General features: G+C 43.1%; 14 protein-coding genes. 6 read left to right on the forward strand and 8 right to left on the reverse strand.

What is annotated here, in order from left to right; genetic code table 11:
* Positions 1-360: hypothetical protein (locus N3A72_07685; protein ID MCX7919476.1), on the forward strand; the 360-nt coding region annotated here is incomplete at its 5' end.
* A gap of 45 nt (positions 361-405) precedes the next feature.
* Here the strand turns inward: N3A72_07685 and N3A72_07690 are convergent.
* Positions 406-1,524, reverse strand: a complete 1,119-nt coding sequence (locus tag N3A72_07690; GenBank protein MCX7919477.1) for a hypothetical protein — start codon at positions 1,522-1,524, stop codon at positions 406-408.
* A 246-nt stretch (positions 1,525-1,770) separates the two neighbouring features.
* On the opposite strand from N3A72_07690, the gene N3A72_07695 reads away from it, so the two are divergent.
* The 4 genes from N3A72_07695 to N3A72_07710 all read left to right on the forward strand — a co-directional run bounded on the left by N3A72_07695 (position 1,771) and on the right by N3A72_07710 (position 6,803).
* Positions 1,771-3,288, forward strand: coding sequence for a fucose isomerase (locus N3A72_07695; GenBank protein ID MCX7919478.1), 1,518 nt, complete (start codon positions 1,771-1,773; stop codon positions 3,286-3,288).
* A 281-nt stretch (positions 3,289-3,569) separates the two neighbouring features.
* Entirely contained in the window at positions 3,570-3,869 is a 300-nt protein-coding gene (locus tag N3A72_07700) for a hypothetical protein (GenBank protein MCX7919479.1), read from the forward strand.
* Positions 3,870-4,150: 281 nt separating this feature from the next.
* A complete protein-coding gene (locus N3A72_07705) occupies positions 4,151-5,170 on the forward strand; it encodes a LacI family transcriptional regulator (GenBank protein MCX7919480.1) in 1,020 nt (339 codons plus the stop codon).
* 139 nt (positions 5,171-5,309) lie between these two features.
* The gene (locus N3A72_07710; protein ID MCX7919481.1) at positions 5,310-6,803 is read left to right on the forward strand and encodes a lectin like domain-containing protein; all 1,494 of its coding nucleotides are present in this window, start codon (positions 5,310-5,312) and stop codon (positions 6,801-6,803) included.
* Between the two features lie 297 nt (positions 6,804-7,100).
* Here the strand turns inward: N3A72_07710 and N3A72_07715 are convergent, their stop codons facing one another.
* From N3A72_07715 to N3A72_07735, 5 genes are all read right to left on the reverse strand, one after another.
* Positions 7,101-8,876 carry a PAS domain-containing protein gene (locus N3A72_07715; protein MCX7919482.1) on the reverse strand — a complete coding sequence of 592 codons (1,776 nt, stop codon included), beginning with the start codon at positions 8,874-8,876 and terminating at the stop codon, positions 7,101-7,103.
* A 105-nt stretch (positions 8,877-8,981) separates the two neighbouring features.
* Positions 8,982-9,419 (reverse strand): response regulator, encoded by a 438-nt coding sequence (locus N3A72_07720; protein MCX7919483.1) that lies wholly within the window; start codon positions 9,417-9,419, stop codon positions 8,982-8,984.
* A gap of 73 nt (positions 9,420-9,492) precedes the next feature.
* Positions 9,493-9,936: a GxxExxY protein gene (locus tag N3A72_07725; protein ID MCX7919484.1), complete on the reverse strand. Its 444-nt coding sequence runs from the start codon at positions 9,934-9,936 to the stop codon at positions 9,493-9,495.
* 46 nt (positions 9,937-9,982) lie between these two features.
* On the reverse strand, positions 9,983-13,318 hold the full coding sequence (locus N3A72_07730; GenBank protein MCX7919485.1) for a PAS domain S-box protein: 3,336 nt from the start codon (positions 13,316-13,318) through the stop codon (positions 9,983-9,985).
* 124 nt (positions 13,319-13,442) lie between these two features.
* Positions 13,443-13,643 carry a hypothetical protein gene (locus tag N3A72_07735; GenBank protein MCX7919486.1) on the reverse strand — a complete coding sequence of 67 codons (201 nt, stop codon included), beginning with the start codon at positions 13,641-13,643 and terminating at the stop codon, positions 13,443-13,445.
* 36 nt (positions 13,644-13,679) lie between these two features.
* Here N3A72_07735 and N3A72_07740 point away from each other — a divergent pair, with 36 nt between their 5' ends.
* Entirely contained in the window at positions 13,680-14,567 is an 888-nt protein-coding gene (locus N3A72_07740) for a hypothetical protein (GenBank protein MCX7919487.1), read from the forward strand.
* A gap of 559 nt (positions 14,568-15,126) precedes the next feature.
* Here N3A72_07740 and N3A72_07745 read toward each other — a convergent pair.
* Positions 15,127-17,331 (reverse strand): M1 family metallopeptidase, encoded by a 2,205-nt coding sequence (locus N3A72_07745; protein ID MCX7919488.1) that lies wholly within the window; start codon positions 17,329-17,331, stop codon positions 15,127-15,129.
* An 80-nt stretch (positions 17,332-17,411) separates the two neighbouring features.
* A complete protein-coding gene (locus N3A72_07750; protein ID MCX7919489.1) occupies positions 17,412-18,698 on the reverse strand; it encodes an acetylxylan esterase in 1,287 nt (428 codons plus the stop codon).
* Between the last annotated feature and the right edge of the window lie 125 nt (positions 18,699-18,823).

Here is an 18,823-nt window from a genome sequence, read left to right on the forward strand (position 1 = left end):
GGCGCGTCCACCATGTATTGGCGTCGCCCAAACGCACCGTGTTTGCATCGGAATGCCAAATCCCGGGAATGCCCGCGTCGCAATTCGGACATGTGCCTTCGTCCGTCAAACGATATTGCGAAATCAAATCCATGGATATGTCAAGAAGCAAGAGATAAATATACCGAATGGCATACCGCGATGATGCACTCGATGCCGGAAGGTTATACCGTTGACCCGATGCAAACGGTGTTGAATGAAGGCGGACCCTACCATGCAAAAGGATATCTAAAAGAGTATTGCAAACATTTAGAGAAAACCGGTCGCAGCTGGGCTATTCCTGAACTAAAAAAACGTCATCCGAAAGAGTTCGATGAATAGTATCGAGGTATATCACGAGAGTATCTCCCCGATGGAATATTTCATTCACATCACATCGCGCGCTTGTTCCCGACAAAGTTTAGCGATCCATTTAACCCGGTCAAGCGCAGATTCATCTGCACCTTCCGGCAATTCATCCGATATCCCGAGCACTAACCGCGGATGGAATAATTGAATGATTCGCTTAACACAATCTTCTAATTCCTCCATCTGATAGTGTGGGAGAAAATATATCGCCGGAATACCGTCAAGTAGAATTTTATCTCCGATATATTCTTTGATTTCTTCTAAACTAACATCACCTTGCGGTTCAGGAGTTAACGCTTCATACCCATCAAATGGTAGGTATTTCAAATACTTAAGGATTGGTTTGAAAAATCCATCTATGTGGATATGCGTAAAAATTCCTGCTTGGCCTAATTGCCGACATCGTTTCTGATAAAACGGAATAAGGTATTTTTCAAAATACGCCGGTGATATCAATTGCGCATGGAGATTTTCCCCGAAATTGAGAATTTTAACTGCCGGACATGCGATGATATCTTCATACATCGGGTCATATGCGGTATCAATAACGTTCATTACCTGTTCAACTTTCTCCGGTATATCTGCAAGTGCATAAATCAATGTTTCTAATGCCATCCATTGCTGGCAGAGCGCTTGATACGGACTTTTCGGGATATAAAATTGCGGAACACCAAGCTCGCCAATATATCGATTTCCTTCTTCGAACTTCTCCGGGTTGAAATGAAATGAAGTATTTTCATAGAGCCAGCGGAGTTTCCGCAAATCATCCGGCGATTTAACCGCAAACTCGACTGTCCGCCAAGTTTTATCAATCGTCATCCGATATTTTTCGGTTAATTCACCATACGGTGTCTGGATAATTTTGGTTCCGAGATTAGAATTAAAATGCTCAATTATTTTCACCTGCGCTGAATAGGTTACTTCAATCGGTTCCGGTATGCCGGTATAATAACTGATATACCGCATGCTAATATCAAGTTGATTGAACAATTCACGTAACTCGATATTCTGATATTTTTCCGGCAATATATTGAACTGTTTATGCCAGGCATACCACGATTCAATCCGCGGCTGGAATAACACCTGCGGAATCGGTTTGTGTTCAAATATGCGAAGATTTATTTCTCGTTTCGTCATAATTCGTCATAATAAATAGGAAAATAATTTTACACTATAAAGACGCTTGGATACCAAAAAATTTAATTTTTTTTGATATTTCACTGTTTCCGATATAAATCGAGGTAAACTGTATGATATATTTGATAATATAGAAGCTGAAATATAGTCCAGCGATTGATTAGGAATAAGCGGAACTCACGGAGTAATAAGTCAAATTGTATCGCAGATAGCGTATACATTCATTTTTAGAAAGGAGAACCTTATATGAAACCCAAAATTGCGTTATTTTGGCCTGGGGATTATCGAACGAAACCGAATGAATTAGCGATACCGAATGTTACTGCAGCAACTATCCAGCTCGAGAAAGCTTTAAAGAAATTAGGGTATTCTTCATATCGCATTCCAGGATTCATCACGCGCCCGCATGAAGCGATTGAAAAACTCGGACCGATAGATGACCCGATGATTGGTGTATTCGTTCATTGGTGTTATGGACCACATACGACAGACGGTGTGGTCGGGAAAAGCAATCCACTCTTATTAGCGAGCAACTTTTCCGGCACCTGGCCTGGGCTGGTTGGGCTTCTCAATACTAGCGCTTGTTTAACGAGTCTGGATAGAAACCATTCCCGAATTTGGACGAGCGCATCGGATTGGACTCAAGACCAAAAATTTATGGCACGGTTAGAAGAATGGTGTTCAACAGGTAGAATCAACTATCCGAAAAAAGAAATCGCTGCGCCACCGAAAAAAATCTCTACGTCAGCGAAACAGATTGCGCAACAGGTAGCAGAGCACATTCGGCATCGGCGGATTTTAGCGCTGATGTTTGGTGATACTTCCATGGGTATGATTAACGGTTATTTCGGCGCTCGACTATTGAACCACGTTGGGTTTGCGGAACATAAAGTTGACCAAGCATGGATTATCGACCATGGGAAGAATATTAAACCGGAACGGATAAAAGATGCGTTTGCATTTGTTAACCAAAAAGGGGTAACCTTTCATTATCGGGAACCGGGCGCACAAGATTTCACGGAAGAAGCGACGAAAGAACAACTGCGGGATTATCTCGCTATTCTCGATTTGGTGAATGAATTTAAAGCGGATTGTATCGGATGGCAATATCAGCTAGGACTAATCAACCTGCGACCGCCATCAGATTTTGCAGAAGGATTATTTAATTCTGTATGTCGTCCGGAATCGAATGGTGATACGATCGTAGATTCAACTGAAGCTGACCAAGGAAACCTTATTCCCATGGAATTGATGAAACGGATTCTCAAAGCAAAAAAATTACATCACGCAGTATTCTTCCATGATGTCCGCTGGGGCAATGAATATCAAGGGCGGTTTGTTTGGGTTCTGCTTAATTCTGGGTCGAGTGGCGCGTATGCGTTCAACCATGACCCGGATACACTGAGCAACGTACATTCGTATCGTCAGCCGAAAGGATATTTTCCGATACCGGGCGGAACGTTCTCCGGAGAGAGTTTACCGGGTAAAATCACTTGGGCGCGAACCTATTTAACTAAAAATCAGTTGTGGATGGACATCGGGCAAGGAGAAGTTCACGCGTTACCGGGAAATATCCGTGAATCCTGGTGGAAGAATACCACTCGCGAATGGCCATTCATGGCAGCAGACTTAGGTGTTTCGCAGGAAACAATTATGGCGCATTATCAGAGCAACCATATCGCTGTTGCTTACGGTGATATTTTTGAAGAGATGGTCGCACTAAGTCACCTACTCGGATTTAAAGTAAGAATATTCAAACCCTAAGATTTCTTATTCTTTTTTAATATAAATGAACAAATGCCGATAGAATTAAGTCGATTTGAGAGTTGAGATCGAGTTGAATTACGCAAAGTTAAATAATGTATAAAAAAGAGAAATAAATATTCGAAAATGCTTATACAGGAGCTACAGTAACCTTTACTAGAGCGAGTGCTGCCAGTTGTTATTACCTTCTCCGTGATAAATATGCTCAGGAACAGTTCAGTCCGACGATTGTAGTAACGTTACGTCCGTTACTATTGAATCTTATCGGTTCGCCCATACTTATGGTCAGTCAAACTCGGCAACTTACTGCAGCTGAAGGATATCCGCCATATAGTTGGTCAATCACAACTACGAGTGGTGCGCCTGGATATTTGAACGCATATACCGGTGGAACTGTTATCTTTACTGCAACCGGACTCGGTGAATGCTATATAACGCTGCGCGATACGTTAGGGAACATCCAGGTTAGTCCGACGATTCGAGTTACTGCAACTAGTGCACCCTTGTATAATAATATATATCCGCTAGATATGCTAGAAATAAAATCTGAATATATCTCGGAATTGTTCGAAGAGAATTAAAGTATCATATAAACCTATAAACCGATCGGGATGAAAAAGCCTCGAAGAACGGGACGATTGAATCTAGTTTTTCAACGGTTCAGTCGTCCCGTAGCGGGACTATGGTGTGGTTCCCGTATCTTATCCCAGCCATAAATGGCTGGGCTAGACTCAATCATCGGCTTCCGGCGGATTAATAGTCCTGCAAGGGCGATTGAATCTAGCCCAGCATACAATGCTGGGTAAGATTTGATACGAAGTTTGTTTAGTCCCGTTCGGGACGGCTGGTGACAATCTTTTATATGCCAATCAATTCTACCATCTGGGATGTCGCTAAAAAAGCGGGGGTATCTATTTCTACGGTCAGCAAAGCGCTGAACAACCGTGCGCATGTTAATCCGAAAACTCGCGAACTGGTTAAACAGGTCGCGAAACAACTGAAATATCATCCGAGCGCGTTCGGTCGTGGGTTAGTGCTTCAGAAAACCGGTAATATCGGATTTATCATAGACCGGACTCCGTTGCGGATATTTTCAAATCCATTTCATTCGCGCGTATTAGACGGAATTGAAGAAGAATTACTCCGGCAGGACTACAATCTGCTCATTTCTGCACATAGTCTGTTAGATAATAAAGAAACCGTCCCGAAATTCGTCCGGGAAAAAAATGTTGATGGGTTAATTCTCTCTGGGAAAATTGCGGATAAATTTATTTTAGAAATCTATCAATGGGGAATTCCGCTCGTATTAGTTGATAATCATATACCCCAACCGAATATTGATTGTGTGGTAACAGATAATATTAACGGCGCTAAACAAGCGGTTAACCATCTGATTGAACTCGGGCATAAAAAAATCGGAATGTTAACCGGTATCGGTAAACATGTCAGTATCATCGAACGGCGCCAGGGATATTTTGAAGCGATGAAATCCGCCAATCTAACTCCGAATCCGAAATGGATTGCGGAAGGAGATGTGACTACTGAAGGTGGGATGGAAGCGATGGAAAAGTTATTCGCGCAAACGAAAGAGTTACCGACAGCGTTATTTGCATTTAACGATGCGATGGCTACGGGAGCGATGAAAGTACTGCGCGCACATCAGATTCGGGTTCCGGAAGATATTTCCATTGTCGGGTTTGATGATACCGATGAAGCGATTCACGTTATCCCACCGTTAACCACTGTCCATGTAGCGAAAGAAGAAATGGGTCGTATCGCCGCACAACTGCTCATCAGCCGTATCCAGCGGAAAAAAGATGTGCGACAGCGGGTCGTGTTGACCACGCATCTGGTTATACGCGAATCTACGAGAAGAATCTAAAACAAGTGAGTAAACCACCAAGCCACTAAACTAAGATACTAAGTTGATAAAAAGATTTCTCGTGGTACCATGGTGGTTATTTTATTCCTTTTGGGATATACTATTTAGAATGTGTTATTGGGAAAAAGGAGATAAACCTATGCAGAAAAAAAGTTTGATGATTTTAGTGGCAGTAATGATTGTTGGAGTAGCAGTATTCAGTTTCGCACAGGAACAGCTAAAACCGACTCGGGCACCGGTCAATCCGGAGTTTATCCAATATCTGGAAGCAGTGAAATCAAATAAAGTATCGTTCGTTACCGCCGATGGACTCGGGCTTGGACATATACCTTCACCCAAACTTCCACCACCGATGAAAGGATTGAAAGTTATCCAATCTGATAACTTCGTAGCGCCATCGTTCTATGATTTACGGAGTACCGGTAAAGTTACCGGCGTTCGCAATCAAGGTGGCGCTGGTAGTTGCTGGGCGCATGCGGGGCTCGGTTCACTAGAATCATGTTTACTACCTAGCGAAACCTGGGACTTCTCGGAAATGAATGTTAAGAATCTATTAAGTTCGTCGTATCCTGATGGATACGACCGTACGCATCTTGACGGCGGAAATCATTATATGGTTACGGCATATCTTTCCCGCTGGACTGGCCCGATTCTCGAATCTGATGACCCGTATATTTGGAATGTAGGAACTTCGCCGACTAATAAACCGATACAGAAACATATTACCGATGTTGATTGGATACCCGCTCGGGCGAGTTCTACCGATAATGATAATATTAAAAATGCTATTATGAACTATGGCGGAGTGTATGCAACGTATTATCATTATTCCGGTACCGCATATTATAATTCTACTACCTATGCATATTATTCACCAAGCGGAAGTAGCACGAACCATGCAATAATGTTGGTCGGGTGGGATGATAATTTCCCTGCAAGTAAATTTAATACGACGCCACCAGGAAATGGTGCGTTTATCGTTAAGAATAGCTGGGGAACAAGCTGGGGACAATCCGGATATTTCTATATATCCTATTACGACTCAGCGCTAGCGAAAACTGATTATTCCGCACAGTTCCGCTATGCGAATCCGACTACGGATTACAATAAGGTATATCAATACGACCCGCTCGGCAATGTTACCGACTATGGATTTGGCACAAACTACGCTTGGGGCGCAAACATTTTTACTGCGACGGCTGCGGATAAATTAGCTGCAGTAAGTTTCTATGCGCTGATGCCAAATACCGGATATGAAATCTATATTTACGATAATGTTACGCCCGGTGCGCCACAGAGTGGAACATTAGTCAACACTAAAACTGGTACCTGCACGATGGCGGGATATCATATTATTTCACTCGATTCAACGTATTCGCTAACCAGTGGACAGCGGTTCTCGGTAGTTGTTCGGTTCTATACCCCAGCATATAACTATCCGATACCGTGCGAAATTCCATATACCGGGTATAGCAGTCAGGCATCAGCAAATCCAGGAGAAAGTTTTATTCGTTCATCCGGTGGGTCTTGGCAAGATATTAGCGCATCAGATGATGCGAATGTCTGTGTTAAAGTATTCACACAACCCACAATTCATATCACCGGAACGGATAACTGGCAGTTGTATCAGTAAAAATGAATAGCCACTATCCTTGCTTTTTCTTCCCAATTTGAACCTCTGGAGTAGTCAGTTCTCGGATAAGTAATTATCAGCAATGAGTTGAATTAGAGTCTTCGGTTTATTCCGAGTACAAAATTGTTATACCACGGGAGTAGGATGGGAATTGAACGGTTCAATTCCCATTCCACTCCGCTATAACTATCTACCACCGGAACACAAAGTCACACAGATACCTTATGCAATACAAAACGGAAATGCGAGATTAACGATCAAGTTTGGTGGTTTGGTAACGTGGTGGTTAGTAAGGTGTTATTCGAACTTGAATCCTTTTTCACGGAATAGGCGGAGGCAGACGGTAGCAACCTGCGGGTCGTAGAGAATCCCTTGATTCTTTTCAATTTCAGCTAATGCGACATTGAGTCCGAGCGCTGGACGATATGGCCGATGCGAACTCATCGCTTCAATCACATCCGCTACCATTAGAATTCGCGCTTCTAAAATAATCTCACCGTCTTTAAGGCCACGGGGATAACCAGACCCATCGAGCCGTTCCTGATGCTGATATACAATTTGGGCTATTGGCCAAGGAAACTCGATATCTTTCAAGATATCGAATCCGACTTGCGGATGCGTTTTTATCAACGTATATTCTAGCGGAGTTAATTTAGCTGGTTTGGTCAATATTTCTGCAGGAATCGCTATTTTCCCGATATCATGCAAAAGTGAACCGATACGAATCCCTTCAATCTGGCTTTCAGTTAACCCCATTTCTTGCGCAATTGCACTGGCGATAATCGCATCACGCCGTTCATGCCCAGCGGTGTATGGATCTCTGGTTTCAACTGCTGATGCGAGCGCCTTCACCGTTTCATCTAATATCCGACGAAGTTGCGCATAACTCTGTTCAAGCGCTAGTTCCGCTTGTTTACGTGCGGTAATATCTTGATTAACTCCATAGGTTTTAATGGTTCGTCCGTGACTATCCTTAACAATAAAAAATTTAACGGTGATATATCCTATTCCGCCATCGGCATAGAGTATCCGATGTTCTATCTGCCTGGAATAATTCGGGTCTGTGGTTTCAATCGCTTTACGGACTTCTTCCGCTACCATATACGCATCGTCTGGATGGCAGAATCGTTTAGCATATTCCGCTGACCGCATGGTATATCCGCCAACCTGTTCCGCAGTGGTATGGAATATGCGATAGAACTGGTCATTGAACGTAAAAGTATCGTTGAGAACATCATATTCCCAATACCCGAGATATGCCATTTCTATTGCGGTGGCTAGTTTCTCTTCACTATCCCGCAACGCTAACTCTATTTGTTTCCGTGCGGTGATATCCTGAATAATATGAATACAATGGTTAAAATTACCTGCTGAATCAATGATTGGTTCAACGATTACATTAAACCATTTATCGTTTACCGAAAATTCCGCATTCGCACTATGTCCAGTTTTAACCACCTGTTGGAACGGGCAGATTTCTGGCGGTTCGTTCGTTTCGTGAATCAATTCCCAGCATTTTGCGCCAATAATTTGCTTGAACGAATGCTTAACTAAATCGCGATAAGACCGATTTGCGCGTAGCACTCTCCCTGCTCGGTCAAGTAAACAGATCGCATCTGATATCGCATCGAACGTTGCACGCCATTCGATACCCGCAGCACGTAACGCTTCATCTGTTTCCCGCTGTTTCCGCCGATTCTCCGCTTCACGTAACTCGCGCTCTATCGCCGGAACTAACCGAGCGAGGTTATCTTTCATAATAAAATCCTGGGCACCAGCGCGCATTATCTCAACCGCTTTCTGTTCGCCGATACTTCCGGAAACTAAAATGAATGGGATATCCAGCTTGTGAGCGAGTAAAATTTCTAATGCAGCGAACGCATCGAATCTCGGCATTGAATGGTCGGATAAAACGATATCCCAAGTTTGATTCGCTAACGCTTGCTGCAAATCTTGCGGAGTTTGGACACGGAGATAGATAGGTTCATACCCGCCTTGCCGCAGTTCACGTAAAATTAGCTGGGCATCATCATCCGAATCTTCTACAATAAGAACACGAAGTGATTTCGGCATATTCTTTTACCACCAAGGCACTAAGGCACTAAGAAATATTGCAATTTACATTCAATATTAAAAATTTAGATTTATCTTGGTGTCTTGGAGTCTTGGTGGTTAATGTTATCCTTTCGGAGGTGGTTCGTTCAGTAACAGCCAGTAGAGACCTAGCTGTCGAACAGCGTCGGTGAACTGTTCAAAATCAACCGGTTTCCGAATATAACTATTCGCTCCGAGCGAATACCCGTTAATTAAATCCTTTTCTTCCTTAGACGACGTCAGGATAACGACCGGAATAAGTTTCGTTCGTTGATGAGCGCGAATCCGACGTAATACTTCTAATCCATCTAGTTTCGGTAGTTTCAAATCGAGTAGAACTACTTCCGGAAGCACCGGCGAGGGTTTTTGTATTCCGAACAGGTAATTCAACGCTTCTCCACCATCACGGGCAATAACCAGTTCATTGACAACTTTCCCTTTTTTTAACGCTTGTTTGGTTAGTTCAATATCATCCGGATTATCTTCTACCAAAAGAATTGTTTTCGTTTCCCGATTCGACATATATCTTTTCTTTCCACCGCAGAGTACACAGAACACGCAGAGAACCTCTGAACTCTCCAATTTCATAAATTCATTATTTGGTTTTCTTTGCACACTCTGTGAGTTCTGGGGTAACGCTTTTTCGGTCAGGAAATTGATTTACAATACGACGTATCCCATCTTTTAAAACCTTTACATTAAAGTTAATTAATAATCCTACCTTACATCCTGACAATTTTAAATATGATAACAATTGTGCTTCGTGTATTGGGATAAGTTTATCTACCGACTTTACTTCAACAATTACACTATCATTAACTACTAAATCGAGTCGATAACCGCAATCCAATTTGACTTGACGATATATAACCATTAACGGTTTTTGTTGCTCAACTTTCAATCCGTGATCAACTAATTCAAAGAATAAACAGGATTCATATGCTGATTCTAATAATCCCGGACCTAGCGCTCGATGCACATTAATCGCCGCATTAATGATTTTATCAGTAATTTGGTTCAATACATCTCCTTCAGTCATATATTTCTGTTTTTCTGCGAACACAGCGTTCTCTGCGGTAAAATGATTATACCGTAAAATAAAATGTGGCGCCGGCGTTCGGTTTCCCTTCAGCCCATACACGACCGCCATGCCGGTTGATTATCCGTCTAACAATAGCTAATCCCACCCCCGTTCCCGGAAACTCATCGAGCGGATGCAACCGCTGGAATGGAGTAAATAATTTATCCACATAGGTCATATCGAATCCTGCTCCATTGTCCCGAACAAAATATATCGTCGGTTCACCTTCTCCCGGTTCGATTTTTCCGACTTCTATTGTAGCAGACGCTCGGTATTTTGTAAACTTCCACGCGTTAGTTAATAGATTTTCGATAACCAAGTGGAAAAGATTACGGTCACCATTCACAGTTAACCCCGGCGTAATATGAACGGTTACCGTTCGTTCCGGTTCAGCGTTCCGTAATTCAGCGATAACCGATTCTGCAATCTCCGATAAATTCACTTGTTCACGGCGCATCTCTTTTCGGGTTACGTGGGATAATTCGAGCATATCATCAATCAGTTGCTCCATCCGTATGGTTGCCGCTAGAATGCGATGTAAATAATCTTTTCCAACTTCATCGAATTGCGCTGCGTAATCTTCTTCCAGAATCTTACTGAACCCGGCTATCGCACGTAACGGCGCGCGTAAATCATGCGAAACAGAATAGGAAAACGCTTCCAGCTCCTGATTCGCTGCCGCTAATTCTGCTGTCCGCTGTTCAACTCGCAGTTCCAGTTCAGCATTCAGTTGCCGGATTTCTTCTTCCGCTTTTTTTCTATCGGTAATATCTCGAACGATTGCCTGTATTATTTTCTTGCCTTCAACGGTTATACAATTAAGCGAAACTTCGGTGAAAAATTGCGTGCCGTCAATTCGGGTATGAACCCACTCGAACTTTTGCGGGATGCCGGAATACGCTGCATCAATTTTTTCTTTTGCTTTCTGAATCGAATCCTGCCCATCCGGCTGGTTTGCGGGCGAAAAATCGGTCGGTTTATGCCCGAGAATCTGGCGTTTATCCGTACAACCAAACATTTCGAGTGTTTTCTGGTTACATTGAACAAAAACATCGTTTTCCATTAAAAAGATGGCATCTTGCGCAGAATCGAATAAAGTTCGGTATCGAATTACACTCTCCCGCAATGCGGTTTCCGCCATCTTGCGGTCGGTAATATCTTCAAGCGTTTCCACCGCTCCGATAACTTCGCCATTATCATCGCGAATAACAACAGCACTGAAATCTAACCATACCCCTTTTTCACCGAGAGCTGGAAAAAAATCGACCACCCTATATGCACCGTCAATAAGAGCAGATTTACTATACTTCTGCGAATACCATCGAGGGAGCTCATCAATTTTTCCATCTACTAGCAAGTCCGACATACACGGTCTTTTCTCAGGATAGAATGCTTTCCAATGATTATCCGTTCCAATAATCTCTTTCGCTTTAATTCCACTATAGTATTCTAGTGCCTTATTCCAATAAATAACCTTATGATTTTTATCAATAACGAATTGACATATCGGAGACCCATCAATAATAGCGTTTAATTGTCGTTCACGTTCCCGTAATGCGGTTTCTGCCATCTTGCGGTCGGTAATATCCAGATGGGAACCGAGCATTCGTATCGGATTTCCTTGTTCATCTTTAATTAAAGATGCCCGGGCAAGTATCCAGCGATATGAACCATCTTTATGACGGAACCGGAATTCAAGTTCATAGTTCGGCCAAGGATTTTTTAGATAGGCATTAACGGTAGCTAACGCGCGATCTAAATCATCCGGATGAACCCGACTCTGCCATTCGGAGAAGTCGTTTGAAATTTCCCAATCTTCATACCCGATTTGATGTTTCCATTCCGGGGAATAATAAACTGTATTGGTTTTCAAGTCCCAATCCCATAAACCGGTATTCGATGCACGAATCGCGGTTTCTAACCGCAGTTTGCTTTCGCGCAGCGCTTCTTCCGCCTGCTTACGGTCGGTAATATCGCGAATGATATGTTGCAGATATTTTTTCCCTTCAACTTCAATATCGCGCGCACTCACTTCTACTGGAAACGTTGTTCCATCATTCCGCTGATGCACCGCTTCATAAACCAGCCCGTGTTTATCCAGCGTTTCTCGGAGTTGGTCTTCAATTCCTTGAACAAATTCTGGCGCACGTAAGTCTCGAATATTTTTCCGCAGTAATTCTTCTCGAGAATAGCCATACGTCAAGACCGCTCGCTCGTTTACTTCAATAATCTTCCCAGTTTCATCTATCAGCAGAATAATATCATTCGCATATTTTACCAGATATTCGAAATGCGATAGTAACGCTTTCCGGTCGAGTTCAGCCTGATACTGCGAACGATAGAACTGAACCCGCTGTTCCCGCCACCAGACCGTTACCATCGCTCCCGCAATAATTATGATCATTATCGTTATCATCGTGATTATCCACGCCCGATGCCGTAACGGAGTATAAATTTCGTCTTGGTCAACTTTCGATACCATAATCCACGGAGTTCCCGGCACCGAATGGATTGATGCGAGAACCGGTTTCCCGCGATAATCTATCCCTTCTCGGATACCAAACTCACCTCGAACTCCCATCGCGGCAGGTAGATTTTTCGTGGTTATCGGAAAGCGAAGTTGTAATGCAGTATTTTTCTTATGCCGAAGTTCGTTTAAATATACCAAATCATTCCCTTCCTGACGAACCAGTAACGTTTCTGCGGTTGCACTGGGTGTAGGCCAACTCTGAATCAGCGGATAGAGATTTTTATGCGGGTCTATCCGAAGTAGTATCACGGCAATACATTCCGTTCGATTATTTTTTGATATAAGCAAGGGAACTATTAGGTCAAGATGGACACCTAACCTTTCTGTTTTATGGAAATCAGAGAGTCTGACCTGGTTATCCTGTAGGCATTGTTTGAATAACGCATACGCATGTTTACCGATTTGGGCATCTTGTTCATTTGAAGCTAATCGCACGTTCCCTTGCGTATCCAGAAGCAGAATACTCTGATACTTATAATGCGTTAGTAAACTATTCATCCAGCGGATAATCGGCTCGCGTAGTTGCGCTGACTCCGGTTGAGTTAACCAGCGGGAAATATGCGCCGTGATTATCGGATTCTCCTGAATTACTTTCGCATCGCTGAGTCGTTCATTTCGCCAGGAAACTATCTGCCGCACTTTCAACTCGGCAACTGAAGAAAGATTATCGCTGATATTTTGTTCTATACTATGTTTCGTAAATAAAAAGAAAAAATAACTGATGAGTGATATGCCAATAGCGAGAATAGTAAATATAATAATGATATTCAACGGGATATTTAGTAATTTACGGTGTATGCGAGTATTCATAAAACACCTCCCGCAACATTTTCATTGAGTCTATCCCAGCCATTTATGGCTGGGATAAGATACGGAAACCAACCCGCTAGTCCCGTGCAAGGAACGAATCAACCGGTGAACCACGAGATTATTATCAGTCGTCCCGCACGGGACTAAACGCTCTTCGGATGAATCTTTTCCCAGCATTGCATGCTGGGCTAAATTCAATCGCCCTAACCAGGGCGAGTAACATGCTTTTGGTTAATCCCGTAGGGATGATTGAGTCTAGCCCAGCCATTAAGGTCGGGATTTTAACCATAACAACTATCGCATATTCGATACTTTGGTATATCATACATTATCGCATTTCGTCTAGAGGAGATGACTTAAAATGATAAATAAATTTATATTGCTCGTAATTCTTGCAATCGTATTTGAGAAAACCGGTGCTAGTTTTGCGCAAACAACCGATACGACGGTATCCCGAACAACGGTTACCCGCAGTTCCGGGATTATCGCACCGAAACGAATCGCTGTTCCCGGAGAACGATTCACATTATCTACCGGCCAGCTGTTTGTCCCAGATTATTTCAAACCGAAAAAAGATGGTCGATTCAACCTAGTCGTTTTTTTCCATGGTGCAACATGGTGTTCTGAGCAGGTATTCTATCCGGCGAAAAAGAATGCCGTGCTAGTTTCGATAACGGTACCATCGTATCAAGCGGTATTTCAGGATACCACGCGATTCCAACAGATTCTCGATGAAGTTCATTTAACCTTGCAAACCGCAAACATCATACCGCATCCGAAATTATCCAAACTTGCACTCGCTTCGTTTAGTGGCGGATACGTTGCGGTACGTGAAATATTGAACGTGCCGGAATATTATGAACAGGTAGATGCGGTAATTTTAGCGGATTCGTTATACTGCGCGTTCACTGATACTACTCGCACTGTTTTAGTTGAAGAGCAAATGGCACCGTTTTTGAAATTTGCACTCGATGCCGCATCCGGGAGAAAATCGTTCTGGTTTACGCATCTATTTCCGCCGGAAGAAAAATATCGGGATAATACAACAACGAAAACGGCCGGTTATCTTATCGAACGAGTTCATGCGAAAAGAATATACCAACATAAAACGAATACATTAGGAATGATTCTTCTTTATTCAAGCGATAAAAAAGGATTCCACATTCGCGGATACGCCGGTATGACTAACCAAGACCACTTCAACCATTTCTATAATCTGGCTGAATATTATAAAAAGCTTTCGTTTTAATTGGTTGTCAGCTATGCAAAACAGCCCCAAACACGACGATTGAATCTAGCCCAGCATGGAATGCAAAGAAGTAGGTTGAACGATTGATTGGTTGTAGCCCTGCAAGGGCGATTGAATTTAGCCCAGCATAGAATGCTGGGAAAGTGGAATGTGATGAGAGATAAATTAATCCCGTAGGGATGACTGAACATAGCCCAGTATGCAATACTGGGTTTTAAATGATGCATAGTTCATCGAGTCCCGTTCGGGACGACTGATAATAATCTCGTGGTTCACCGGTTCATTCGTCCCTGAACGGGACTTCACGGTGTGGTTCCCGTATCTTATCCCAGCCATATAATGGCTGGGCTAACATCAATCATCCGCATAAAGCGGATTAACAAAAAGCATGTTACTCGCCCTGCAAGGGCGACTGAATTTAGCCCAGCATGCAATGCTGGGAAGGAATTGTTATGAAGTTGCGTTTAGTCCCGAAAAGGACGGCTGGTGAGATATTTTCGACCTACCGGCCTAACTTTAATTGCGGATTAATACTTTGCGAAATAAATCTTGACCACATTTAATTGTCTTGAAAGAATTGGTCGTGAAACTCACGGGGTGAAATAATCGCTTCAAACTGACTTAATTCAACGGGAAGCTCTACAGGTACCATACTACTTACATTTTTATATTCTAACACCCAATTATCCGGGTCAAAAGCAACTGAACTGATGGTATATCCGATTCCGATAGGAATTGCATAAGTTTGTTTGGCTTTCTGCGTATTCCAAACTGTAATCGTAGTATTTCCGCTGGGTGAAAAATATACTCTAAAGTCAATCGGCATAATGTAGGTTGAGGTCGCTTGCGTTTGGGTAATTTCAAGATTGAGTACAGTCGTTGAACCGGATTTCGTTGTCCAGCAGTTCCAAGTATAATTCGGTCGTGGCGCTTGATAAAGCCATTCATCGAAAAACCAGCTTAGTGAAGTACTCCCGCCCATCGTTCGTTCGACATCGCGCTGAAAATCTATACTTAACGCTGTGCCGTAGCGTAACGCAGTATTTTCCGCATAATTTCGTAATGCAGCGAAAAACGTTGAATCGCCAACGATATGCCGTAACATATGCAACACCCACGCTCCTTTGCGATACACAATGCTTCCGGAAAAACTATCCGCACTACTGCTTACAATGGGATACGTATCGCTGGTAGTCCAAGCATTAATCCAACTATGATACGAATCCTTGCCATAGAACCCTTCCTGCCATAACGCTTCGCAATAGGTTGCAAACCCTTCATTCAACCAGAGATGGTCAAAATGCTGCATGGTTATCATATCGCCGAACCATTGATGCGCTAGTTCGTGGATATTGGAACGGGTAAACCCGCCACTTTCTAACCCGTTAGCGCGTAAACTGGTTGCCGTCTGATGTTCCATACTTGAAGTAATGGTATGTTCCGCAGTAACGTATTTCTCGGTTAAAAACGGATATTCGCCGAACTTCTTCGCAAAGAAATCTATCATCGTTATCGTTCCTCGATACCCGCCACTTTCCGTTCCGGCATTTTCCGGAAAAATATATGCGCCTACGGTCATCCGTGAAAGTAAATTCTGTGAAGTATATATTCCATATTCATAAAGATAATTGGTGCACGCGACTGAAACTAAATAGGTAGTTATCGGATACGATTCATAGTAATTAAAGGTATGGTTACCAGCAGAAGTGGTTACCGAAACGAGTTTACCGTTCGAAACCGGTATATATGCGGTCGGGCACGTCCAGCGCGTTTCCAAAGTCGCTTTATCATCCGGAACATCTTTGCATGGCCACCATTGCCGCGCACCATACGGTTCACTGAAACTATAGACAATTGCCGTTCCGCTATGAGTCGTTCGTCGATACGGTGCTCCGAACGTACCGTTGGGATTCGGTGTACCCCGATAAAATACTCGCACGGTAAAAATGCTGTTTAATGGTAATGGGGCATTAGGCAACGAAACATACAAACGGTTCTGCGAACTATTATGCGTATACGTTAGCGTACTCGTTCCTGGACCTTGGTCAACCGATTGCACCGAGAAACTTCCGCTATTATCATCTAAATCAAACACTGCAGTACGTAAGGTTACCGTAGTGCATTTCGCAATCATGGTTAGATTAGCAGTGATAATACTGCTGGTCATCGTCACAATATGGTTTAACTCATAATGGAGAACATCATATTTAGTTTGTTCCGGATGTGTTGCCGGTTGCGCCATAACGATTGCAGTTTTTGCACCGAACACCCGATCGAAATGGACTTCTTCGTTACTAAACAATAACGCGAACATTTCTAGAGATTCAACTTGTGGAGCAAATCCTTTTTCGGTGGTTAATTCTATTGTATTCTCTCCGGGAAGCAAATACTGTTTTTGAATACAGAAATAACTGCCGTCCGATCCGATGACCGGTTCCGCTTCAATCAGTTTATCATTGACAAGGAGCAGCGGTATTTCTCCTTGTATTCGTATTCGGAGCGCATAATCATATCCGAGCATAGATTTATCGAGGTAGGTTCTGATACTGATTTTCTCCGCAGAGCGAGTCAACGTAATCGGTTGGCCAGCACTGGTGAAACTCGGTGGTTTAACTCCTTGCAATTCTGCGGAATTGAGCCGAACCGCTACCGGTCGGTTCGTCCAGTCGAAATCAATCGGTAATGCGAATCCAGAAAAACAGAAAAACGAAAAAACCAAGAAACTACAGAACGTCGAAATGAAAAACCGAATCATCCATTGCATAATGGTATCTTTACTAGGAAACCAAAAGACCAAAATTATTCAAATGATGATTTCTGGATTCCTAACGATTAGAGATTAGTTTAGTATTTGAGATATTTTTTCTGCCAAACTTCGTTTTCCTGCCGCATGAAATCGGTTATCTCATGGTCTGCGCCGGGAACTAAAACCAATCGTTTCGGAACGGTTTTCGGTATCCGATTCAAGGCAACAATACCGTTCACCGGCGGACATACTCTATCCTGTAACGCAACACAGACCAATGTCGGTGATTGAATCCACGGCGCTAAATTCGCTACATCAATATAGGATAACGTTCGTCGAACCTTATCGCCAAGGTTCGGGTCGGTATAAAATTGACCGAACGTCGGTCCGGATCCGTTGGTTGATACATAAACGAAATCCGGAAAATTGCTTAGATAGGTTACGTTCGAAACCACTGCTGCAATCGGATACGGGCTTAACGCGGCTGTCGCTAACGCAAACGCTCCCCCTTGACTTCCGCCCTGTAGTCCGATGCGATGTTTATCCACTTCCGGGCGGCTAACCAGAAAATCTAGTGCGCGTAAACAATCCATATATGCTTGACGATAATAATATTCTTTCGGTTCAGTTATATTCCATAAATGATGCTGGTCAATCGGTGTTGTAAAATATTGTTTACTCGGTCCATGCGTTCGTGGATTAACTGAAAGGGTTATTATTCCTTGTGCGGTTCGGTCGTTCGGCAGTTCTTCTGCACCCCAACCGGGCATAATTTGGATTGCCGGATATTTCTTTTTCGATGGGACACCGGATAACGGATTAACCTCGTTCGGAACCATATAATAGCAAACGATAGGAATCCCACCGAACGAATTCAGTTTTACGCGATAACATCTACCGGTCTGCGAGGTTTGTTTCTGCTGATGGTAATCAACCCAGTCCGAGATTGGGGTTAGTTCCGGTTCCATTGGGACGGAATCGAGTTCCGCTCGAGTTTGAACCCAGAACTGTTTAAAATCCGGCGGTCGTTTTAATAATTTCGACCCACGATAGTTGATTAATTTCCCTTTCGGGAAATAGAGCGCTCGCCATTCTCCCAGTACGGTTCGTTCAGAACCGTTACCCAGTTCAACTCGGATTCCGAGTATCTCTTTTTTCTTACGATGGGGTAGAATGTATTTCGTGGTGGGTGTAACCGGTACTTCCTGCGTATCCAGAACGATGATTTCCGGCGGGTCTAACGCATATGCGGTCAAGCGAATTGATTGATGCGAAGTATCAACAGGTTGCAGATTCGGCTCGATAATAAGATAGGGGGTTCCACCTTCCACTGCGGGGTCAAAAACCAGTTTTACTGGGGAAACGCTTGAAAGATTATTCGCCATATTTAAAAAAAAGCAATAGTGTTAACAAAACCTTATCTTCCGCTGAAAATGTGCTATTGGGATATATTATATTGATAGTATATCGTAAAGTTAGATTAGTTCGCAAATTTAATTGTACAATGTAC

The organism is bacterium (assembly GCA_026416715.1).
Classification (GTDB): domain Bacteria; phylum UBP4; class UBA4092; order JAOAEQ01; family JAOAEQ01; genus JAOAEQ01.